We start from the raw sequence: 20,758 nt of genomic DNA, 5'->3' as shown, positions 1-20,758 counted from the left end.
GTTCAGAAGCGCGTGTGGTTGCACTCTAGGTGCAGAGGGTGACCGGTGGTATGGATGTTTCCGGATGGTGGCCGAATGGAGATCCGGCACCCCTAGACCCAGGTGTCCAGCCACATCCGCGCCCGCCAGTCCTCCATCGGGATCGCCGTGCCGGTGTAGAGGGGCCAGAAGTAGATGAAGTTCCAGGCGATGAGCAGCACCAGTACGCCCGCGCCCGTCGCCCCCGCGACCCGCCGGGCGTCGCCGCTGCCCGGCCGGCCCACGATCGCCCCCAGCAGCATCGCCACCGCGAGGCAGAGGAAGGGCAGGAAGACGACCGCGTAGAAGAGGAAGATCGTGCGCTCCTGGAACAGGAACCAGGGCAGGTACCCGGCCGCGAGGCCGCAGGCGACGGCGCCCGCGCGCCAGTCGCGGCGAAAGGCCCAGCGCCACAGGACGTACAGCAGCGCGAAGCAGCCCACCCACCACAGCAGCGGGGTGCCGAGCGCCAGGACCTCGCGGGCGCACTTCTCGCCCGCGTCCGCCGGGCAGCCGTCCGAGCCGGGCGCCGGCGACTCGTAGAAGTAGGAGACCGGGCGGCCGAGGACGATCCAGCTCCACGGGTTGGACTCGTAGGTGTGCGGCGAGGTGAGGTGGGTGTGGAATGTCAGCACCTGCGTCTCGTAGTGCCACAGGCTGCGCCACCAGTCCGGGAAGAGCCAGGACCAGGCGCTGTTCCCGCCGTCGTTCGCCGCCCAGTCGCGGTAGTAGCCGCCGGTGCCGTCGGCGGGGGAGAGGATCCAGCCCAGCCAGGACAGGACGTACGTGGCGAGCGTGACCGGCACCGTCGACAGGAACGCCCAGCCCAGGTCGTACCTCAGCACCGCCAGGCGCGGCCGGCGCGCGCCCGCGACCCGGCGGGTGCCGACGTCCCACAGGACGGCCATCACGCAGAAGGCCGCCATGATGTACAGGCCGTTCCACTTGGTGGCCGCCGCCAGGCCCAGCATCAGCCCGGCCGCCAGCCGCCACGGACGCAGGCCGAAGCGGAACGTTGCGGCGAGGTGCGGGTCCGGCCGGACCCGGCCGTCGTCGTCCACCGGCAGCGCGGCGGCGAGCTTCCCGCGGGCCCGGTCGCGGTCGGCGACCAGGCAGCCGAAGGCGGCCAGCACGAAGAACATCAGCACGCTGTCCAGCAGCGCGGTGCGGCTCATCACGAAGTGCAGCCCGTCCACCGCCATCAGCGCGCCCGCCAGGCACCCGAGGAACGTGGAGCGGAACAGCCGGCGCCCGATCCGGCACAGCAGCAGCACCGACAGCGTGCCGAGCAGCGCCGTCATGAACCGCCAGCCGAACGGGTCGAAGCCGAACAGCAGCTCACCCAGGCCGATGACGTACTTGCCGACCGGCGGATGCACGACGTACGCCGCGTCCGCCGGGACCGGGACGTCACCGCCCGAGTTCAGGATCAGGTCGTTGGCGTTCTTGTCCCAGTTGACCTCGAAACCGCGGTGGATCAGCGACCAGGCGTCCTTGGCGTAGTACGTCTCGTCGAATATCACCGCCTTCGGGCTGCCCAGGTTCCAGAACCGCAGCACGCCCGCCAGCAGTGCCACCAGCAGCGGCCCGCCCCACGCCGACCAGCGCACGATCCGGTCGGCGAACGGCTTCGACAGGCCGAGGAAGACCCACAGGCGCTCACCGGGGCGCGTGTACGGGGGCACCAGCCGGTCGCGGACGTCGTCGGCCGCGGGCCCGCCCGTGTAGCCGAAGCGGCGCAGCCGCTGCTGCCAGGCGGGCCGCTCGTCGTGCGGGGCCTGGTCCTGCCGGGTGTCCGTGGAGGACGCGGTACTGGTCACCGCGCCATCGTAGGGAACCGTTCTGTGCACGTCCCGCGCATGCCCCGGACCGGTCGGCACGCGTCCCCGTCCGCCCCCGCGAAGAGGTCCGTCCGCTCCTGGGAGGATGGAGGCGTGACTGGAACCCTTGTACTGGCGGGCACCCCCATCGGCGACGTCCGGGACGCACCGCCCCGGCTCGCCGAGGAACTGGCCGGCGCGGACGTCGTCGCGGCCGAGGACACCCGGCGGCTGCGCCGGCTCACCCAGGCGCTCGGCGTCACGCCCGGCGGACGGGTCGTGTCGTACTTCGAGGGCAACGAGTCGGCCCGGACGCCCGAGCTGGTCGAGGAACTGGTGGGCGGCGCGCGGGTGCTGCTCGTGACCGACGCCGGGATGCCGTCCGTCTCCGACCCCGGCTACCGGCTGGTCGCCGCCGCCGTCGAGCGGGACGTCAGGGTCACCGCCGTGCCCGGCCCGTCCGCCGTGCTCACCGCGCTCGCGCTGTCCGGACTGCCGGTCGACCGGTTCTGCTTCGAGGGCTTCCTGCCGCGCAAGGCCGGCGAGCGGCTGACCCGGCTGCGCGAGATGGCCGGGGAGCGCCGGACCCTCGTCTGCTTCGAGTCCCCGCACCGCGTCGACGACACCCTCACCGCCATGGCCGAGGTCTTCGGCGCCGACCGGCGGGCCGCCGTCTGCCGGGAGCTGACCAAGACCTACGAGGAGGTCAGGCGCGGCGGCCTGGGCGAGCTGGCCGCGTGGGCCGCCGAGGGGGTGCGCGGCGAGATCACCCTCGTCGTCGAGGGCGCGCCGGAGCAGGGCCCCGGGGAGATCGGAGCCCAGGAGCTGGTGCGCAGGGTGCGGGTGCGCGAGGAGGCGGGCGAGCGGCGCAAGGAGGCCATCGCCGCGGTGGCCGCACAGGCCGGCGTGCCCAAGCGGGAGGTGTTCGACGCGGTGGTGGCGGCGAAGAACGCCGAGAGGCAGGGGAGCTGATCCGGCCGCGTTTGACTCGTCCCTGACCTTTCGCCCCCTTGCGCCAAGGACGGCCCAAGACAGCTCAAACACTCGGCAGAACCGGTGCCTTCCCGCCGGTGGAGGAGTCCACTGGAGGAAGGGCCGAAGAAGCGGCCGGTGAGCCGAAGGAGCCGGGATGAGCATGAGTGAGAGTGCGGCACGGAACGCCGTGCACGCCGGAGCCAGCGCCGTCGTCCACGAGTCGTACTCCTTCGCCTGCATGCGCTGCGGGCACGGCTGGGAGCAGTCGTTCGAGATCGGGCACCACATGGACGCCGACGGCCACGCGTTCGTGCTCTACGTCGCGGACGGCCGTGTCGTGCCCTCCCCGCTGACCCGGCCCACCTGCGCCGACTGCGACGGCCACCTCGTGCGGATCATGCGGCCGGGGCGGGTCGCCGCGGTGCGCGGCACCGCGCCCGGGGTCCACCGGGTGCCGCCGGCCGGCCCCCTGGAGGTGCCGCGGGTTCCCGGGACGCCGGGGGCGGGGGCGTCGGGGGCGCCGGGGCCCGTCTCCGGGCGCCGGCACCGGCAGGGGCGCGTGACCGGCCTCCTGTGCGCCCTCCACCTCCACCGCCGGGCGGGCTGACCCCCGCCGGAGCTTCCGTAGGATCGGGGCATGCCTTCGAACACCCCGGCCGACAAGAACGCGGCCCCGCCGCTGCCCGAGCCCCTCCGCGTCCCGGTCGCCGACTCGCACACCCACCTCGACATGCAGTCGGGCACGGTGGCCGAGGGCCTCGCCAAGGCCGCGTCGGTCGGCGTGACGACCGTCGTCCAGGTCGGCTGCGACCTCGCCGGCTCCCGCTGGGCGGCCGAGACGGCGGCGGCGTACGACGCCGTGCACGCCACCGTCGCCCTGCACCCCAACGAGGCGCCGCGCATCGTCAACGGCGACCCCGGGGGAGGCCGGCCCGGGCAGGAGGCCCGCGCGCCCGGCGGGGACGCGGCGCTCGACGACGCCCTCGCCGAGATCGACCGGCTGGCCGCGCTGCCGCAGGTCAAGGGCGTCGGCGAGACGGGACTGGACCACTTCCGCACCGGTCCCGAGGGCAAGGAGGCCCAGGAGCGGTCCTTCCGCGCCCACATCGAGATCGCCAAGCGGCACGGCAAGGCCCTGGTCATCCACGACCGCGACGCCCACACCGACGTCCTGCGCGTCCTGGAGGAGGAGGGCGCCCCCGAGCGCACCGTCTTCCACTGCTACTCCGGCGACGCCGAGATGGCCGGGATCTGCGCCCGCGCCGGGTACTACATGTCCTTCGCCGGCAACGTCACCTTCAAGAACGCCCAGCGCCTGCGCGACGCCCTGGCCGCCGCCCCGCAGGAGCTGGTCCTGGTGGAGACCGACGCGCCGTTCCTGACCCCGGCGCCCTACCGGGGCCGGCCGAACGCCCCCTACCTGGTGCCGGTCACCGTGCGCGCCATGGCCGAGGTGCGGGGCGTCGCCGAGGACACGCTGGCGAAGGCCCTCGCGGCGAACACGGCCCGCGCCTTCGGCTACTGACGGAACCCGCCCGGACGTACGCCACGCTGGGTGACGGCGCCGCTTTGGAGAGTGACGGCCGCTCCGCTAGGTTCTGGGGGCCCGATCCGGACCCCTGGAGCGTGTCGGCGTGAGCAGAACCCCGTCCGAGACCCACGAGTCGCCGGCGCCGTACGACGTGCACAGCGCGCCGACCCCGGCGTACGGCGAGATCCACCGCCCCGCCCGCCCGGCGGCCGGGGCGGCGCTGCCCCGGCAGGGCGCCGCCCGGGCGCCGGCCCCCGTCCGGGCCGGCGGCAGGGCCGCGCGCCGTCACCGGGCCCGGGACGCCGGACGCGGGGACGGCGCCCTGCGCCGGCTGGTGCCCCGGGCGCTGGTCGTGGCCTTCCTCGCGGGCGGCACCACCGCCTTCGTCGCCAAGGACAAGGCGGTCGAGCTGACCGTCGACGGCACCCCGCGCACCCTGCACACCTTCGCCGGCGACGTGACCGCGCTGCTCGCGGAGGAGGGCGTCGAGGTCGGCGCCCACGACGTGATCGTGCCCGCGCCCGGCACCCTGCTGACCAGCGGCGAGGAGGTCACCGTCCGCTACGGCCGCCCCGTCCTGCTGACCCTCGACGGCCACCGGCGCCAGGTGTGGACGACCGCGGAGACGGTGGAGGGGGCGCTGCGGCGGCTCGGCGTCCGCACCGAGGGCGCGTACCTGTCCGCCCCCGCCTCCCGGCGCATCGGACGCGAGGGCCTCGCCCTGGACGTCCGGACCGAGCGGGTGGTGACGGTCATGGCGGACGGCCGGGCCCGCACCGTCCGCACCAACGCCGCGACCGTGCGCGAGGCCGTCGAGGAGGCCGGGGTCACCCTGCGCGGCCAGGACACGACGTCCGTCCCGGCGGCCGGGTTTCCCCGCGACGGACAGACCGTCACGGTGCTGCGCATCACCGCTTCCCAGGAGGTCCGCGAGGACCCGGTCCCCTTCGCCGTGCGACGGACCGAGGACCCCACCCTGCACCGGGGCACGGAGGTCGTCCAGCAGGCGGGGGCGCCCGGACTGCGGCGGACCACCTACGCCCTGCGCACCGTCAACGGCGTCCGGCAGAAACCGCGCCGGCTGCGCACCGAGGTGGTGCGCGAACCCCGCCCGCAGCTCGTGCGGGTCGGCACCCGCCCCCGGCCCGCGTCCGTACGGGGCGCCGACCACCTGCACTGGCAGGCACTGGCCGCGTGCGAGTCGGGCGGCCGCCCGGACGCCGTCGACCCCTCGGGGACGTACGGGGGCCTCTACCAGCTCGACACCCTCACCTGGCACAGCCTCGGCGGCGAGGGCCGCCCCCAGGACGCGGCGCCCGCGGAGCAGACGTACCGGGCGAAGAAGCTGTACGTGCGCAGCGGCCCGAACCCCTGGCCGCACTGCGGGGCACGCCTGCAGGGGTGACCGCGGGCGCCCCGGCGGCCGGGGTCGGTGGCCGTGACCGTCCCTGGCCGTCGGGGTCGGCCGTGGCGGTCCCCGGGCGTCGGGGGCCGGCCGTGACCGTCCCCGGCCGTCGGGACGGGCCGTGACCGCCCCCGGCTACCCTTGCGGGGTGAGCAGCCCCACCCCCGACGCCCTTCTCGGGCCCGCCGACGTCCGTGAACTCGCGGCAGCGCTCGGCGTGCGCCCCACCAAGCAGCGCGGCCAGAACTTCGTGATCGACGCGAACACGGTCCGCCGTATCGTCCGCACCGCCGAGGTACGCCCCGACGACGTGGTGGTCGAGGTGGGACCGGGTCTCGGCTCGCTCACCCTGGCCCTGCTGGAGGCCGCCGACCGGGTCACCGCCGTCGAGATCGACGACGTCCTCGCCGGCGCCCTGCCCGCCACCGTCGCCGCCCGCGTGCCGGAGCGCGCCGACCGGTTCGCGCTGGTCCACTCCGACGCGATGCACGTGACCGGGCTGCCGGGCCCCGCACCCACCGCGCTGGTCGCCAACCTGCCGTACAACGTGGCCGTGCCCGTCCTCCTCCACATGCTGGAGACCTTCCCGAGCATCGAGCGCACCCTCGTCATGGTGCAGGCCGAGGTCGCCGACCGGCTCGCCGCCGGACCGGGCTCCAAGGTGTACGGCGTGCCGTCCGTCAAGGCCACCTGGTACGCCGAGGTCAAGCGGGCCGGCTCCATCGGCCGCAACGTCTTCTGGCCCGCGCCCAACGTCGACAGCGGGCTCGTGTCCCTCGTCCGGCGCAGCGAGCCGCTGAAGACCACCGCGTCCCGGCGCGAGGTCTTCGCCGTCGTCGACGCCGCGTTCGCCCAGCGCCGCAAGACCCTGCGGGCCGCCCTCGCCGGGTGGGCCGGGTCGGCGGCCGCCGCCGAGGCCGCCCTCGTCGCCGCGGGCGTGTCGCCGCAGGCGCGCGGAGAGGCGCTGACCGTGGAAGAGTTCGCGCGTATCGCCGAACACAAGGAGTGACGAGCAAGTGAGCGTGACGGTCCGCGTCCCCGCCAAGGTCAACGTCCAGCTCGCGGTCGGCGCCGCCCGCCCCGACGGCTTCCACGACCTGGCCAACGTCTTCCTCGCCGTCTCCCTCCACGACGAGGTCACCGCGACCCCGGCCGACGGGCTCCGCGTCACCTGCGAGGGGCCGGACGCCGGCCAGGTGCCCCTCGACCGGACCAACCTGGCCGCCCGGGCCGCCGAGGCGCTCGCCGAGCGGTACGGGCGCAGCCCCGACGTGCACCTGCACATCGCCAAGGACATCCCCGTCGCCGGCGGCATGGCGGGCGGCAGCGCGGACGGCGCCGGCGCACTGGTGGCCTGCGACGCCCTGTGGGGCACCGGCGCCTCGCGCGACGAACTGCTGGCGATCTGCGCCGAGCTGGGCAGCGACGTGCCGTTCAGCCTGGTCGGCGGGGCCGCGCTCGGCACCGGGCGGGGCGAGAAGCTGACCGCGCTGGAGGTCGGCGGCGACTTCCACTGGGTGTTCGCGATGGCCGCGAAGGGGCTGTCCACCCCGGCCGTCTTCCGCGAGTTCGACCGGCTGGGCGAGGGACGGAAGATCCCCGAGCCGGTCGCCGACCAGGCCGTGCTGGACGCCCTCGCCAAGGGGGACCCCGCCGCGCTCGCCGTCGCCCTCTCCAACGACCTGCAGCCCGCCGCCCTCTCCCTCTTCCCGCAGCTGTCCGACACCCTCGCGGCGGGACGGGCGGCGGGGGCGCTGGCGGCGCTGGTCTCGGGCTCGGGACCGACCACGGCCTTCCTCGCCACCGACGCCGTGTCGGCGTCCGGCATCGCCGGGGTGCTGCGGGCGTCGGGGACCTGCCGGGACGTGCGCACCGCGTGCGGCCCGGCGCCCGGGGCGACGGTCCAGGACTGAGCCCGCGGCCGGCCGGACTACCCTGGAGGGTCGATCGTCCCCCAGGCAGGAGAGAAATGGCCGTCAACCTGGTCAATGTCGAGAACGTCAGCAAGGTGTACGGCACCCGTGCCCTGCTCGACGGGGTCTCCCTCGGCGTCTCCGAAGGGGACCGCATCGGCGTCGTGGGCCGCAACGGCGACGGCAAGACCACCATGATCCGGCTGCTCGCCAAGCTGGAGGAGCCGGACACCGGCCGCGTCACCCACTCCGGCGGGCTGCGGCTCGGCGTCCTCACCCAGCACGACTCCCTCGACCCCGCGGCGACCGTCCGCCACGAGGTCATCGGCGACCTCGCCGACCACGAGTGGGCGGGCAACGCCAAGATCCGCGACGTGCTGACGGGGCTGTTCGGCGGCCTGGACATGCCGGGCTTCCCGCAGGGGCTGGACACCGTCATCGGGCCGCTCTCCGGCGGCGAGCGGCGCCGGATCGCGCTCGCCAAGCTGCTCATCGACGAACAGGACCTGGTCGTCCTCGACGAGCCGACCAACCACCTCGACGTCGAGGGCATCGCCTGGCTCGCCCAGCACCTGCGCGAGCGCCGCTCGGCCCTCGTCTGCGTCACCCACGACCGCTGGTTCCTCGACCAGGTCTGCACCCGCATGTGGGACGTGCAGCGCGGCGACGTGTACGAGTACGAGGGCGGTTACTCCGACTACGTCTTCGCCCGCGCCGAGCGCGAGCGCATCGCCGCCACCGAGGAGACCAAGCGGCAGAACCTGGTCCGCAAGGAGCTGGCCTGGCTCCGGCGCGGCGCCCCCGCCCGCACCTCCAAGCCCCGCTTCCGCGTCGAGGCCGCCAACGAGCTGATCGCGGACGTACCGCCGCCCCGGGACAGCAGCGAGCTGATGAAGTTCGCCTCCTCCCGGCTCGGCAGGACCGTGTTCGACCTGGAGGACGTCACCGTCCAGGCCGGCCCCAAGGTGCTGCTCAAGCACATCACCTGGCAGCTCGGCCCCGGCGACCGCGTCGGCCTGGTCGGCGTCAACGGCGCCGGCAAGACCTCCCTGCTGCGGGACCTCGCGAACGCCGCGTACAGCGACGGGGAGCAGCAGCCCGCGGGCGGGAGCGTCAAGGTCGGCAGGACCGTCAAGCTCGCCTACCTCTCCCAGGAGGTCGCCGAACTCGACCCCGCCTGGCGGGTGCTGGAGGCCGTGCAGCGCGTCCGTGAGCGCGTCGACCTCGGCAAGGGCCGGGAGATGACCGCCGGGCAGCTGTGCGAGACCTTCGGCTTCGGCAAGGAGAAGCAGTGGACGCCGGTCGGCGACCTGTCCGGCGGTGAGCGGCGGCGGCTCCAGCTGCTGCGGCTCCTCATGGACGAGCCCAACGTCCTCTTCCTCGACGAGCCCACCAACGACCTCGACATCGAGACCCTGACCCAGCTGGAGGACGTGCTCGACGGCTGGCCCGGCTCGATGATCGTCATCTCGCACGACCGGTTCTTCGTCGAGCGCACCACCGACCGGGTCTTCGCCCTGCTCGGCGACGGCGCGCTCCGGATGCTGCCGCGCGGCATCGACGAGTACCTGGAGCGGCGCCGGCGCATGGAGGAGGCGGCAGCGGCGTCCGCCCCGGCGGCGGCGAAGCCGGCCGCGGCGGTGCCGGAGAGGAGCGCCGCCGACGCGCGGGCCGCCAAGAAGGAACTCCAGAAGATCGAGCGGCAGTTGGACAAGGTCTCCGAGAAGGAGGCCACGTTGCACGGGCGGATCGCCGAGAGCGCCACGGACTTCGCGAAGGTGGCCGAGCTGGACGCCGAGCTGCGCGCGCTGGCGGGTCAGCGCGAGGAGCTGGAGACGCGCTGGCTGGAACTGGCCGAGGACGCCTGAGCCCGGCACGGTCCTGCGCGCAGGGGGCGCGCGTGGCGTGAAGGGGGCGTGAAGGCGCGTAACAGGGGCATCACGGGCCGGTCCTCCCTTGGGAACAGGGGAGGACGCGGCCCGGTGTGTCCTGCGGCCCGGGTGATAGAAATGCCGTCCGAGTACTGTCCGAGGGACTGCCGTCAGGCGACTCCGAGGCCAGCGCGTACCTCGGGACGTGGCCTGAAATCAGTGAGTGCAATAAGGGGGAACGCGCTGATGAGCCAGCCGCCCAACCAGCCGCCGCAGCCGGGTGGCTTCGGAGCACCGCAGGATCCACCGCCGGGCTTCGGGGCGCCGCAGACACCGCCGCCCCCGCAGGGCCCGCCGTCCGGTCCCCCGCAGGACCCGCCGTCCAGCCCGCCGCAGGGTCCGCCGCTCGGCCCGCCCTCGCAGCCGGGGTACGGCTATCCGCAGCAGCCGGGGTACGGCTATCCGCAGCAGCCCGGGCAGCCCGGTCCCTACGCGCAACCGGGCCCCTACGCGCAGCCGGGACCGTACACCTCCGGTTCCTACGCCCAGCCCCAGCAGCCGGGCCCCTACGGCCAGCAGCCCGGCTACGGCTATCCGCAGCCGCAGTTCCCGGGCGCGCCCGGCACCCCGCCGCCCGGCGGCCCCGGGTCCCGCAATCCCTTCAAGGGCAAGCCGGCCCTGGTGGCCGGCGCCGCGGTCGCGGCCCTGCTCGTGATCGGCGGCAGCGTGTGGGCGGTCACCGCGAGCGGTGACGGCGACAAGGACGAGAAGCCCGTCGCCGGCCGGAGCGACGACCCCAAGCCCTCCGCCACCGGCGACGCCCCGGTCGACCCCGGTGACGGCAGGGGCGACGGCGGCGAGGACCCCGAGGACCTCAACGAGGGCCGCCAGGCCGGCGAGTCCAAGGTGCTCTGGTACAAGGAGGCGCCCGACGCCCCCGGCTCCGGCGCCGACGCCGACGGCATGTGGATCACCGACAAGACCGCGGTGAAGGCGGCGTACAAGCAGCTCTTCGCCTACGACGTCGGCGACGGGAAGCCCAGCTGGGACCCGATCGCCTTCCCGGAGAAGATCTGCGCGGTCACCCCGGAGAAGACGGCCGACGACAGGATCGTCGTCGCCTACATGAGCGGCTCCAGCGACCGTGCCAAGTGCAACAAGCTCCAGGAGATCGACCTCGCCACCGGCGCGAAGGGGTGGACGCAGGAGGTCTCCGACGGCGAGCTGTTCGACTCCGCGCTCTCCGTCGAGCTGAACGTCAGCGGCAAGGTCCTCATGGTCGGCCGCTCCCAGTCCGGCACCGCCTACGACGTCACCAGCGGCAAGAAGCTGTACGACAAGAAGCGGTACGGCGACGCCTGCTTCCCGGCCGGGTTCGCGGGCAGCGCGACCAAGCTCGTCCAGGTCGCCTCCTGCGGCGCCGGCGGCGACAACGCGCACGACGAGGTCCAGGGGCTGGACCCGAGGACCGGCAAGGTCCAGTGGACCCACAAGTACGAGAAGGGCTGGCGGGTCGCCCGCGCCTACTCCGTCGACCCGCTGGTGATCTACGCGACCAACGAGGACAAGAAGGTCTGGAACATCTCCACCTTCACCTCCGGCGGCAAGATCCTGGAACAGGTCGGCGTCGACGAGGACTTCGCCCCCGAGTGCGGCTGGGCCATCCTCGAACGCGACCTCCAGGGCTGCGCGGGCGTCGCCGTCGCCGACGGCACCCTCTACCTGCCGACCGAGGCGGCCTCCGGCGCCAACGAGATCGTCGCGATCGACCTCGCCACCGGCAAGGAGAAGTGGCGCGTCAAGTCCCCCGCGGACGAGACGATGACGCCGATCAAGGTCGAGGGCGACCGGCTCATCGCGTATGTCCAGCCGTCGTACGACGCGGGCGGCCAGGTCGTGTCCATCGCGACCGGCGGCGGCAGTCACGAGCCGGTCAAGCTGCTCCAGAACCCGCAGGGCGTCGCGGCCGTCGAGAGCGGCTTCTACTCCAAGGACATCGACTGGGTCGACGGGCGGTTCTACCTCTCCAGCACCCGTCTGACCGGGAACGACGACGCGAAGGAGAAGTTGATGCTTGCCTTCGGCAAGTGACCTTCTCGCCCGCCCCGTCCGCTCCCGAGGCCTCCTCCGTCCGGGCCGGCCCGCCCGGTCCGCCCGGTCCGGACGGTCCGGACGGTCCGGACGGTCCTCCCCGTCGTCCCCGCTCCCTGCTCCCCGAGGTGCACACGTCATGACCCAGCCGCCGTCCCCGCCGCCCCACGAGCCCCCGCAGGGGGGAGGCTTCGGTCCACCGCAGGACCAGCCGTCGCAGCCGCCGGCCCCGCCGTCCGGCAGCGGGCCGAACCTCGGCAAGACCCCCGAACCGGGCTACGGCTACCCGCAGACGCCGCAGACGCCGCAGACGCCTCCGCCCACCCCGGCGCAGACGCCCGCGGCCCCGCCCGCGGGGTACGGGTATCCGCAGGGTCCCCCGCAGCCCCAGCCCGGTTACGGCTACCCCGGCGGGTACGGGCAGCCGCAGCAGCCGGGGCCCTACGGGCAGCCGACGCCGCCGTACGGGCAGCCCGGACAGCCCGGTTACGGCTATCCCCAGCCGACCGTGCCGATGCAGGCCCAGCCGGGCGGGCCGGGCGGCGGCCGGAAGATCAACGCGCAGCTGGCGATCATCGTGTCGGCCGTCGTGGCGATCGCGCTGATCATCGGCGCCGGTGTCTGGTACGCCGGCTCCTCCGACGACGGCAGGGACGACACCGCGAGTTCCGGCGGCGGCACCGGTGGCGAGGGCGGCACGGACGAGAAGGGCGGCGACGGCGGCACGTCCCCCGGCAGCGTGGAGAAGGTGCCCGCCGACCCCGCCGCCAAGGTGCTCTTCCAGGTCCCCGCGCCGGCGGTGACCAAGGAGGACAACAGCGTCGTCGTCGCCGGTTCGTGGCTCACCGACCAGGTGTACGCCAAGAGCGGCATCGCCGAGATCGTCGGCTACGACCCGGCCAAGGGCAGCGAGAAGTGGACGGTCGAGCTGGCCGGCCCCGTCTGCACGGCCGGCAAGCACGTCACCGACGACCACAAGGCGGTCGTCGTCCACCAGCCCGCCATGCCGACCAAGGCGGAGCCCTCGCACGGCTGCACCCAGGTCGCGGTCATCGACCTGGACGCGGGCAAGGAGGTGTGGACGAAGACCGCCGGCGACCAGCCGATCTCCTTCGACAACGTCACGATCAGCGGTGACACGGTCGCGGCCGGCAGCAACGAGGGAGGCGTCGCCTTCGACGTCGCCACGGGCGACGTCCTGTGGTCCCCGAAGGCGACCGACACCTGCCACGACGCGGGCTACGCGGGCGGCGAGAAGCTGGTCGCGGTGCGCCGGTGCGGCTCGTACGGCGCCCGGCAGCTCAACATCCAGACCGTCGACCCGAAGTCCGGGAAGGTGATCTCCGAGTACAAGATGGCCAAGGGCATCGAGTACGCGGGTATCGCGTCGACGAACCCGCTGGTCGTGGCCACGGACGTCGCCGACTCCGCCGGAGACGGCAGCGGTATCTCGGACCTGTTCTCCATCGACAACAAGACCGGGAAGCTGCTCACCCGCATCTCGGTGCCGGGCGACAAGTTCGCGGCCGAGTGCGACATCATCACCAAGGTCGAGCAGTGCACCGGCCTCGCGGTCGGCAACGGCCGGATCTACCTCCCGACCGAGGAGCACGAGGGCAGCGGCAAGTCCTACAGCCGGACCAACGAGGTCGTCGCCTTCGACCTCGCCACCGGGAAGCAGACCGGACAGCGCGCCGACGCCGGCGAGGAGTACACGATCACCCCGCTGCGCATGGACGGCGGCAACGTGATCGCCTACAAGCGCCCGCCGTACGACAAGGGCGGCCAGATCGTCAGCATCGACGGCGGGACCTTCAAGCAGACCACGCTGCTGGAGAACCCGTCGACGGACGCGGTGCGGGACGTGGAGGCCGGCATGCTGCCGGAGTACTCCGAGTACCTCTACTCGCAAGGGCGCCTGTACATGGCGCAGACCTACGCCAGTGAGCTGACCAGCGCGGACGAGAAGGAGTATCTCGTGATCGGCTTCGGCACCAGCGGCTGAGGAACGGTCCCCCGGCGTCGCGCGGGAGCCGCACGGCCCCGTCCCTGGACAGGGGCGGGGCCGTTTCGGCGGGACCGTGCCGGGCGGGCCGTACCGCGGGACGGTGGTGATCCGAGGCGGTTATCACCGGTAGGGCAGCGCGACGTCGAGCCAGCGTGTAGCTTCCGGGGCAGGCCGGGTGACTGGGGGGTTGCTCCATGGGAGTGAGGCTCATGGTGGTCGACGACCACCGACTGCTCGCCGAGGCGCTGGCCTCGGCGCTGAAGCTGCGGGGGCACCGGGTGCTGGCCGCGGCGGCGCCGGCGGCCGGAGCGGCGGAGCTGGTGATCAGCAGGGCGCCCGAGGTGTGCCTGCTGGGCACGGCGGCACCGGCCGAGCCGGGGATCTTCGATCCGGTGGTGCGGATCAAGCGGGAGCGTCCGCAGGTGGCGGTGCTGGTGCTGGGACCGGTCCCGAGTCCCCGCGGGATCGCCGCGGCGTTCGCCTCGGGGGCCTCGGGGTACGTCCGGCACGACGAGCGGATAGAGGGCGTCGAGCGGGCGATCGTGAAGGCACGGGCCGGGGAGGCGGCGGTGGCGCCGTCGTTGCTGCAGGGGGCGTTCGGGGAACTGCTCAACCCGGCGGCCCAGCCCGACGACGAGGGCCAGCGGCTGCTGCGGATGCTCACGCCGCGGGAGGTGGAGGTGCTGGTGCGGGTCGCCGACGGTGAGGACACCCGGCTGATCGCGGCCGGCATGGGCATCGCGCCGTCCACGGCGCGCACGCACGTCCAGCGGGTGCTGATGAAGCTGGGCGTGGGCTCGCGGCTGGAGGCGGCGGCGCTGGCGGCCCGCACGGGACTGCTGGACCGGGCGGGAGCCTCCGGCGGTTGACGGACCGGGCCGCGTCCCGCTCCCGCGGGTCCCACGACGCCCGACCGCGTCCCTGCGCCCCGGCCCTGCGGCGCCCGACCGCGTCGGCCGTACGGCGCCGGGCCGCGTCCCGCTCCCGCGGGTCCTACGACGCCCGACCGCGTCCCTGCGCCCCGGCCCTGCGGCGCCGGGCCACGCCCCCGCCCGTGGCCCCACGGCGCCGGGCCGCGTCCTTCCGCCCCGCCGCCCGCCGCCGGGCGCCTGGGCGCCCGGCGGCGGACCGGCCCGGTCACGGCACCGGCGTCACTCCCGCGGGGCCCCCTCCGCGGCGGGGGGCGGGGGAGGAGCCGTCGGCCGCAGCTTCAGCCAGGCCAGGAAGAACAGCCCCAGCGCCAGCATGCCCAGCCCGGTCCACAGGTTGATGTTCACCCCCTGCGCCTTGTCGATGTCGTCGTCGGACGCCACGAAGCCCGCGATCGTCACGATGACGCCGTAGACCACGAACAGCCCGCCGATGATCCGCCGGATGTCGAAGAGCCGCGCGGCCGTCACGGACTTGGTCTCCAGCTCGGAGACCTCGGACCGGACGTTCTCGTCGGAGTAGGAATCGGACATGCTCTCTCAATCCTCCCGCGATCAGAACGAGAACGGGATGTAGCAGGCGGCGGCCAGGACGACCGCCCCCCAGCCCAGCAGTGCCGGCTTGCGGTACCACGCGTCGTCGCCCTGGGCGGGCGCCTCGGTCATGCCGGGCGACGTGGTGCCGTAGACCAGGCCCTGGAGCTCGGCGGCGGGCTTCGGGGCGGTGAACAGGGACACCGCGACCATGACGACCGCGCCGGCCACGAAGCCGGCGATCGCCGAGACGAAGTTGGCGCCCTGGTCGGTGGGGATGTCGACGATGCCCTGCTTGTAGACGACGAAGTAGTTCACCATCGCCGCGGTGGTGCCCGCGAGCAGGCCCCAGAAACCGGACTTCATGGACGCCCGCTTCCAGAACATGCCGATGATGAAGACCACGAACATCGGCACGTTGAAGAAGGAGAAGAGCGTCTGGAGGTAGCTCATGATGTTGGAGAAGGACGAGGCCAGGAACGCCGTGCCGATCGAGGCCAGGACGCCGATCACGGTGATCAGGCGGCCGAAGCGCACGTAGTAGCCGTCCTCGCGGCCCTTCACGACGTACTTCGCCCAGATGTCGCTGGTGAAGACCGTGTTGAAGGACGAGATGTTCGCCGCCATGCCCGCCATGAAGGCGGCCAGCAGACCGGTCACCGCGATGCCCAGGACGCCGTTGGGCAGCAGCTGCTGCATCAGGTACGGGATCGCGTCGTTGTACTGGAGGTCCGAACCGGGGGTGCCGATCCGCGGGACGAGGACCGCGGCGACCAGGCCGGGGATCATCACCACGAAGACGATGAAGATCTTCGGGAACGCGGCGATGAGCGGCGTGCGCTGGGCCGCCGAGAGGTTCTTCGCCGACAGGGCGCGCTGCACCTCGGCGAAGTTCGTCGTCCAGTAGCCGAAGGACAGCACGAAGCCCAGGCCCAGGACGATGGTCAGCCAGTTGGCGCCCAGCGGGTTGTCGCTGCCGATGCCCGTGCCGCCCCAGGCGGTCATGAAGTCGCCGCCGCGGGACTCGGTGAGGGAGTCGGACAGGCCGTCCCAGCCGCCGACCTTCTTCAGGCCGAGGACGGTGATCGGGATGAGGCCGGCCAGGATCACGAAGAACTGGAGGACCTCGTTGTAGATCGCCGAGGACAGGCCGCCGAGCGTGATGTACGCGAGGACGAAGAAGCCGGCGACCACGATGGCCACCCACTGGGGCCAGCCCAGCAGCGCCTCGACGACGATCGCGAGGGCGTAGAGGTTCACCCCGGCGATCAGGATGGCGGCGACGGCGAACAGGACCGAACTCAGCAGGTGCGAGGACCGGTCGAAGCGCAGGAGCAGGAACTCCGGCACCGAGCGGACCTTCGAGCCGTAGTAGAACGGCATCATCACCAGGCCGAGGAAGACCATCGCCGGGATGGCGCCGATCCAGTACCAGTGGGTCGTGTAGACGCCGTACTGGGCGCTGTTGGCGGCCATGCCGAGGATCTCGGTGGCGCCCAGGTTGGCCGCGACGAAGGCGAGACCGGTGACCCAGGCGGGCAGGGAGCGGCCGGACAGGAAGAAGTCGAGGCTGGTCTTGACGGAGCGGCGGGCGGCGAAGCCGATGCCGAGCACGACGACGAAGTAGATACCGAGGATCGAGTAGTCGAGCCAGTTGGTGGGGAGTCGAAGCTCCGCGGCTAGATATGTGGGGGTATGCATACGAACTCGCTTCGTTGCGCGAACTGGTCCGGAGCGGAACCTACGCCTCCGCGTTCAGTTATTGAACACTTCTGATGGCGTTCTTTGTTTGATTGTGATGAGCGGGGGGTGCTGGTCGGTTGTGGCGTGTTATGTTTGATTGTGTTGAGTAAGAAAGTGCGGGTGCGGAGGAGTGCGGCAGTGAAGAAGACCTCGACCCGGCTGGCCGACGGGCGTGAACTCGTCTACTACGACCTGCGCGACGACACCGTGCGGGAGGCCGTGGACCGCCGCCCGCTGGAGCGGACCGTCACCACCTCCGAGGTCCGCCGCGACCCGCTGCTCGGCGACTCCGTCGCCATCGCCTCGCACCGCCAGGGCCGCACCTACCACCCGCCCGCCGACCAGTGCCCGCTGTGCCCCTCGCAGGGGGAACGGCTGAGCGAGATCCCGGACTCGTCGTACGACGTGGTGGTCTTCGAGAACCGCTTTCCCTCGCTGGCCGGCGACTCCGGCCGCTGCGAGGTCGTCTGCTTCACCTCCGACCACGACGCCTCCTTCGCCGACCTGACCGCGGAACAGGCCCGTCTCGTGCTGGACGCCTGGACCGACCGCACGTCGGAGCTGTCGCACCTGCCCTCCGTCGACCAGGTGTTCTGCTTCGAGAACCGGGGCGCCGAGATCGGTGTGACGCTGGGTCACCCGCACGGGCAGATCTACGCCTACCCCTTCACCACCCCCCGTACCGCCCAGATGCTCCGTTCGCTCGCCGCGCACAAGGACGCGACGGGCGGGGGGAACCTGTTCGACGCGGTCCTGGAGGAGGAACTGGCCGGTGAGCGGGTCGTCCTGGCGGGCGAGCACTGGGTCGCCTTCGTGCCGTACGCCGCGCACTGGCCGTACGAGGTGCACCTCTACCCCAGGCGGCGGGTGCCCGACCTGCTCGGCCTCGACGAGGCGGCGCGCACAGAGTTCCCCCAGGTCTATCTGGAACTGTTGAGGCGCTTCGACCGGATCTTCGGTGAGGGTGAGCCTCCGACGCCGTACATCGCCGCCTGGCACCAGGCGCCGTTCGGGCAGCTGGAGGACTTCGAGGGCGTGGCGCGGGACGACTTCGCGCTGCACCTGGAGCTTTTCACCATCCGCCGTACGTCCGGCAAGCTGAAGTTCCTCGCGGGCTCCGAGTCCGGCATGGACGTGTTCATCAACGACGTGCCCCCGGAGCGCGCGGCCGAGCGACTGCGAGAGGTAGCGAGTTCATGAGCGGGAAGTACCTGGTGACGGGCGGGGCCGGCTACGTCGGCAGCGTGGTCGCCCAGCATCTGCTGGAGGCCGGCCACGAGGTCGTCGTCCTCGACAACCTGTCGACGGGCTTCCGGGAGGGCGTACCGGCGGGCGCCGCCTTCGTCGAGGGCGACATCCGCGACGCCGCCCAGTGGCTGGACGCCACCTTCGACGGGGTGCTGCACTTCGCCGCCTTCTCGCAGGTCGGCGAGTCGGTCGTGAAGCCCGAGAAGTACTGGGACAACAACGTCGGCGGCACCATGGCCCTGCTGGCGGCGATGCGCGCGGCGGGCGTGGGCCGGCTCGTGTTCTCCTCCACGGCCGCGACGTACGGCGAGCCGGACCGGTCGCCGATCGTCGAGTCCGCGCCGACGAGGCCCACCAGCCCCTACGGCGCCTCCAAGCTCGCCGTGGACCACATGATCACCGGTGAGGCGAAGGCCCACGGGCTGGGCGCGGTCTCGCTGCGCTACTTCAACGTCGCGGGCGCGTACGGGGAGTACGGCGAGCGCCACGACCCCGAGTCCCACCTGATCCCGCTGGTCCTCCAGGTGGCGCAGGGCCGGCGCGACGCCATCTCCGTCTTCGGCGACGACTACCCGACGCCCGACGGCACCTGCGTCCGCGACTACATCCACGTCGCCGACCTGGCCGAGGCCCACCTGCTGGCCCTGGACGCGGCCACCCCGGGCGAGCACCTCATCTGCAACCTGGGCAACGGCAACGGCTTCTCCGTCCGCGAGGTCGTCGAGACCGTCCGCCGGGTGACGGGCCGTCCGATCCCCGAGACCGTGGCGCCCCGCCGCGGCGGCGACCCGGCGGTCCTGGTGGCGTCGGCGGACGTCGCCCGCGGCAAACTGGGCTGGAACCCGTCCCGCGCGGACCTCGCGGGGATCGTGGCGGACGCGTGGGAGTTCGCGCAGCGGCGCGCGGACTAGGACTTACGGAAGGGCGAGGGGTCAGGGCATGGGCGAGGCTGTCGCGGAGACCGTCGGCGAGCGGTTCCGGGAGCTGTACGGGGCGGAGCCGCACGGCGTGTGGGCGGCGCCGGGGCGGGTGAACCTCATCGGCGAACACACCGACTACAACGACGGCTTCGTCATGCCGTTCGCGCTGCCGCACACCGCGGTCGCCGCCGTCTCCCGGCGCGACGACGGCGTCCTGCGCCTGCACTCGGCGGACATCGGCGCCGACCCCGTCGAGCTGCGCGTGGCGGACCTGGCCCCCGGGCCGGACACGTCCTGGACCGCGTACCCCTCCGGCGTCGTCTGGGCGCTGCGCGAGGCCGGCCACGAGCTGACCGGTGCCGACATCCACCTGGCCTCGACGGTCCCGTCGGGCGCGGGGCTCTCGTCCTCGGCGGCCCTGGAGGTCGTCGTGGCACTGGCGCTGAACGACCTGTACTCCCTGGGGCTGCGCGGCTGGCAGCTGGCCCGGCTGTGCCAGCGCGCCGAGAACGTCTACGTCGGCGCCCCCGTCGGCATCATGGACCAGACCGCGTCGGCCTGCTGCGAGACCGGGCACGCCCTCTTCCTCGACACCCGCGACCTCTCCCAGCGCCAGATCCCCTTCGACCTCGCCGCCGAGGGCCTGCGCCTCCTCGTCGTGGACACGCAGGTCAAGCACTCCCACAGCGAGGGCGAGTACGGCAAGCGCCGCGCCGGCTGCGAGAAGGGCGCCGCGCTGCTGGGCGTGGACGCGCTGCGCGACGTGGCCCCCGAGGAACTGGACGCGGCGCTGGAGCGGCTGGCCGACGACGAGGAGGTGAGCCGCCTGGTGCGCCACGTCGTCACCGAGGACGAGCGGGTCGAGCGGGTGGTGGCGCTGCTGGAGTCCGGCGACACCCGCGCCATCGGCCCGGTCCTGGCCGAGGGGCACGCCTCCCTGCGCGACGACTTCCGCATCTCCTGCCGGGAACTGGACCTGGTCGTCGACACGGCCCTGGCCTCCGGCGCCCTCGGCGCCCGCATGACCGGCGGCGGCTTCGGCGGCTCGGCCATCGTCCTCGTGGAGGCGGCCGACGTCGACACCGTCACCGGGGCGGTCGAGGAGGCGTTCGCGGCGGCGGGCCTCACCGCCGTGCGGGTGTTCGAGGCGGTGCCGTCGGCGGGGGCGCGGCGTCTCGTCTGAGCCCGTCACCCGAGCCGCTTCACCAGCGTGTACTCCGTGATCCCCGGCGGGTAGTCGGGGATCACGCCCACCACCTCGTACCCCTGCTTCACGTAGAAGTCCGGTGCCTGGAAGTCCCAGGTCTCCACGCGGGACGCCGTACAGCCCCGCTCCCCGCGGGCCCCGCGCTCCGCCTCCGCCAGCAGGGCGGAGCCGAGGCCCACCCCGCGGTGGCGGCCGTCCACCCACAGGTAGGTCACGTGCAGCCAGGCCGCCCAGGTGTGGCCGACCAGACCACCCGCGAGGGCGCCGGCCCCGTCCAGGACCCAGACGTGCAGCGGGCATTCGCGTTCGTGAGGGGTTCCGCGCAACGCGCGCAGGACCGAGGAGGCCGCCGTGTTCGTCTCCCGCAGGCGACTGCGCAGCAGATCCCGCCGTGCCTTGTCCACTTCTGTCACAAGACGAAACATGCGGCTCACCATAAACGTGCCGGACCGTCAGTTCTGCACATACCCTTCCGCTCACGGCACCCGCCCGTACTCTGATGGACAGCACCGGTGGGGGCCGGTGCCGCTCAGGGGGCGAGACAG

Annotated in this window: 17 protein-coding genes; 13 read left to right on the top strand and 4 right to left on the bottom strand. The window is 73.0% G+C overall.

Features of this window, described 5'->3' with window-relative positions; all coding sequences use genetic code 11:
- Positions 1-92 precede the first annotated feature (92 nt).
- Positions 93-1,838, bottom strand: a complete 1,746-nt coding sequence (locus tag ACVV2G_RS20825) for a dolichyl-phosphate-mannose--protein mannosyltransferase (RefSeq protein WP_453844251.1) — start codon at positions 1,836-1,838, stop codon at positions 93-95.
- Positions 1,839-1,952: 114 nt separating this feature from the next.
- Here ACVV2G_RS20825 and rsmI point away from each other — a divergent pair, with 114 nt between their 5' ends.
- The 10 genes from rsmI to ACVV2G_RS20775 all read left to right on the top strand — a co-directional run bounded on the left by rsmI (position 1,953) and on the right by ACVV2G_RS20775 (position 14,501).
- Positions 1,953-2,810: a 16S rRNA (cytidine(1402)-2'-O)-methyltransferase gene (rsmI, locus tag ACVV2G_RS20820; RefSeq protein ID WP_453844250.1), complete on the top strand. Its 858-nt coding sequence runs from the start codon at positions 1,953-1,955 to the stop codon at positions 2,808-2,810.
- A 163-nt stretch (positions 2,811-2,973) separates the two neighbouring features.
- Entirely contained in the window at positions 2,974-3,420 is a 447-nt protein-coding gene (locus ACVV2G_RS20815; RefSeq protein WP_453844249.1) for a hypothetical protein, read from the top strand.
- Between the two features lie 30 nt (positions 3,421-3,450).
- Positions 3,451-4,338 carry a TatD family hydrolase gene (locus ACVV2G_RS20810; protein ID WP_453844248.1) on the top strand — a complete coding sequence of 296 codons (888 nt, stop codon included), beginning with the start codon at positions 3,451-3,453 and terminating at the stop codon, positions 4,336-4,338.
- A 109-nt stretch (positions 4,339-4,447) separates the two neighbouring features.
- A complete protein-coding gene (locus ACVV2G_RS20805) occupies positions 4,448-5,749 on the top strand; it encodes a resuscitation-promoting factor (RefSeq protein ID WP_453844247.1) in 1,302 nt (433 codons plus the stop codon).
- A 148-nt stretch (positions 5,750-5,897) separates the two neighbouring features.
- Positions 5,898-6,758 (top strand): 16S rRNA (adenine(1518)-N(6)/adenine(1519)-N(6))-dimethyltransferase RsmA, encoded by an 861-nt coding sequence (gene rsmA, locus ACVV2G_RS20800; RefSeq protein WP_453844246.1) that lies wholly within the window; start codon positions 5,898-5,900, stop codon positions 6,756-6,758.
- Between the two features lie 7 nt (positions 6,759-6,765).
- The gene (locus ACVV2G_RS20795) at positions 6,766-7,662 is read left to right on the top strand and encodes a 4-(cytidine 5'-diphospho)-2-C-methyl-D-erythritol kinase (RefSeq protein ID WP_453844245.1); all 897 of its coding nucleotides are present in this window, start codon (positions 6,766-6,768) and stop codon (positions 7,660-7,662) included.
- 56 nt (positions 7,663-7,718) lie between these two features.
- Positions 7,719-9,530 carry an ABC-F family ATP-binding cassette domain-containing protein gene (locus tag ACVV2G_RS20790; RefSeq protein ID WP_453844244.1) on the top strand — a complete coding sequence of 604 codons (1,812 nt, stop codon included), beginning with the start codon at positions 7,719-7,721 and terminating at the stop codon, positions 9,528-9,530.
- A gap of 249 nt (positions 9,531-9,779) precedes the next feature.
- Positions 9,780-11,624 carry an outer membrane protein assembly factor BamB family protein gene (locus tag ACVV2G_RS20785; RefSeq protein ID WP_453844243.1) on the top strand — a complete coding sequence of 615 codons (1,845 nt, stop codon included), beginning with the start codon at positions 9,780-9,782 and terminating at the stop codon, positions 11,622-11,624.
- Positions 11,625-11,763: 139 nt separating this feature from the next.
- Positions 11,764-13,629, top strand: a complete 1,866-nt coding sequence (locus tag ACVV2G_RS20780) for an outer membrane protein assembly factor BamB family protein (protein WP_453844242.1) — start codon at positions 11,764-11,766, stop codon at positions 13,627-13,629.
- 197 nt (positions 13,630-13,826) lie between these two features.
- Positions 13,827-14,501: a helix-turn-helix transcriptional regulator gene (locus tag ACVV2G_RS20775; RefSeq protein ID WP_453844241.1), complete on the top strand. Its 675-nt coding sequence runs from the start codon at positions 13,827-13,829 to the stop codon at positions 14,499-14,501.
- A 282-nt stretch (positions 14,502-14,783) separates the two neighbouring features.
- On the opposite strand, the gene ACVV2G_RS20770 is transcribed toward ACVV2G_RS20775, so the two are convergent.
- The gene (locus ACVV2G_RS20770) at positions 14,784-15,095 is read right to left on the bottom strand and encodes a hypothetical protein (RefSeq protein ID WP_453844240.1); all 312 of its coding nucleotides are present in this window, start codon (positions 15,093-15,095) and stop codon (positions 14,784-14,786) included.
- Positions 15,096-15,116: 21 nt separating this feature from the next.
- Positions 15,117-16,796 (bottom strand): sodium:solute symporter family protein, encoded by a 1,680-nt coding sequence (locus tag ACVV2G_RS20765; RefSeq protein ID WP_453844239.1) that lies wholly within the window; start codon positions 16,794-16,796, stop codon positions 15,117-15,119.
- A gap of 180 nt (positions 16,797-16,976) precedes the next feature.
- Between ACVV2G_RS20765 and galT the strand changes: the two genes are divergently transcribed.
- Genes galT through galK form a run of 3 tightly spaced genes read left to right on the top strand, consistent with a single transcriptional unit; the run spans position 16,977 to position 20,189 of the window.
- On the top strand, positions 16,977-18,038 hold the full coding sequence (gene galT / locus ACVV2G_RS20760) for a galactose-1-phosphate uridylyltransferase (protein ID WP_453844238.1): 1,062 nt from the start codon (positions 16,977-16,979) through the stop codon (positions 18,036-18,038).
- A complete protein-coding gene (gene galE, locus ACVV2G_RS20755) occupies positions 18,035-18,997 on the top strand; it encodes a UDP-glucose 4-epimerase GalE (RefSeq protein ID WP_453844237.1) in 963 nt (320 codons plus the stop codon). Before galT ends, galE begins: the two co-directional genes overlap by 4 nt.
- A gap of 28 nt (positions 18,998-19,025) precedes the next feature.
- Positions 19,026-20,189 carry a galactokinase gene (gene galK, locus ACVV2G_RS20750; protein WP_453844236.1) on the top strand — a complete coding sequence of 388 codons (1,164 nt, stop codon included), beginning with the start codon at positions 19,026-19,028 and terminating at the stop codon, positions 20,187-20,189.
- Positions 20,190-20,194: 5 nt separating this feature from the next.
- Here the strand turns inward: galK and ACVV2G_RS20745 are convergent, their stop codons facing one another.
- Positions 20,195-20,650: a GNAT family N-acetyltransferase gene (locus tag ACVV2G_RS20745; protein ID WP_453844235.1), complete on the bottom strand. Its 456-nt coding sequence runs from the start codon at positions 20,648-20,650 to the stop codon at positions 20,195-20,197.
- Positions 20,651-20,758 lie beyond the last annotated feature (108 nt).

The sequence above is a fragment of the Streptomyces sp. JK94 genome (assembly GCF_053613315.1).
Note: the sequence above shows the minus strand (reverse complement) of the source record. Positions and strands in the feature narration are given on the sequence as shown.

What these genes read in the sequence shown, in the direction of transcription:
- ACVV2G_RS20785 (WP_453844243.1), top strand. Translation starts at nt 9,780, where the DNA reads ATGAGCCAGCCGCCCAACCAGCCGCCGCAGCCGGGTGGCTTCGGAGCA.
- ACVV2G_RS20810 (WP_453844248.1), top strand. Translation starts at nt 3,451, where the DNA reads ATGCCTTCGAACACCCCGGCCGACAAGAACGCGGCCCCGCCGCTGCCC.
- ACVV2G_RS20745 (WP_453844235.1), bottom strand. Translation starts at nt 20,650, where the DNA reads ATGGTGAGCCGCATGTTTCGTCTTGTGACAGAAGTGGACAAGGCACGG.
- galK (WP_453844236.1), top strand. Translation starts at nt 19,026, where the DNA reads ATGGGCGAGGCTGTCGCGGAGACCGTCGGCGAGCGGTTCCGGGAGCTG.
- ACVV2G_RS20780 (WP_453844242.1), top strand. Translation starts at nt 11,764, where the DNA reads ATGACCCAGCCGCCGTCCCCGCCGCCCCACGAGCCCCCGCAGGGGGGA.
- ACVV2G_RS20790 (WP_453844244.1), top strand. Translation starts at nt 7,719, where the DNA reads ATGGCCGTCAACCTGGTCAATGTCGAGAACGTCAGCAAGGTGTACGGC.
- ACVV2G_RS20775 (WP_453844241.1), top strand. Translation starts at nt 13,827, where the DNA reads ATGGGAGTGAGGCTCATGGTGGTCGACGACCACCGACTGCTCGCCGAG.
- ACVV2G_RS20815 (WP_453844249.1), top strand. Translation starts at nt 2,974, where the DNA reads ATGAGTGAGAGTGCGGCACGGAACGCCGTGCACGCCGGAGCCAGCGCC.
- ACVV2G_RS20765 (WP_453844239.1), bottom strand. Translation starts at nt 16,796, where the DNA reads ATGCATACCCCCACATATCTAGCCGCGGAGCTTCGACTCCCCACCAAC.
- galE (WP_453844237.1), top strand. Translation starts at nt 18,035, where the DNA reads ATGAGCGGGAAGTACCTGGTGACGGGCGGGGCCGGCTACGTCGGCAGC.
- ACVV2G_RS20770 (WP_453844240.1), bottom strand. Translation starts at nt 15,095, where the DNA reads ATGTCCGATTCCTACTCCGACGAGAACGTCCGGTCCGAGGTCTCCGAG.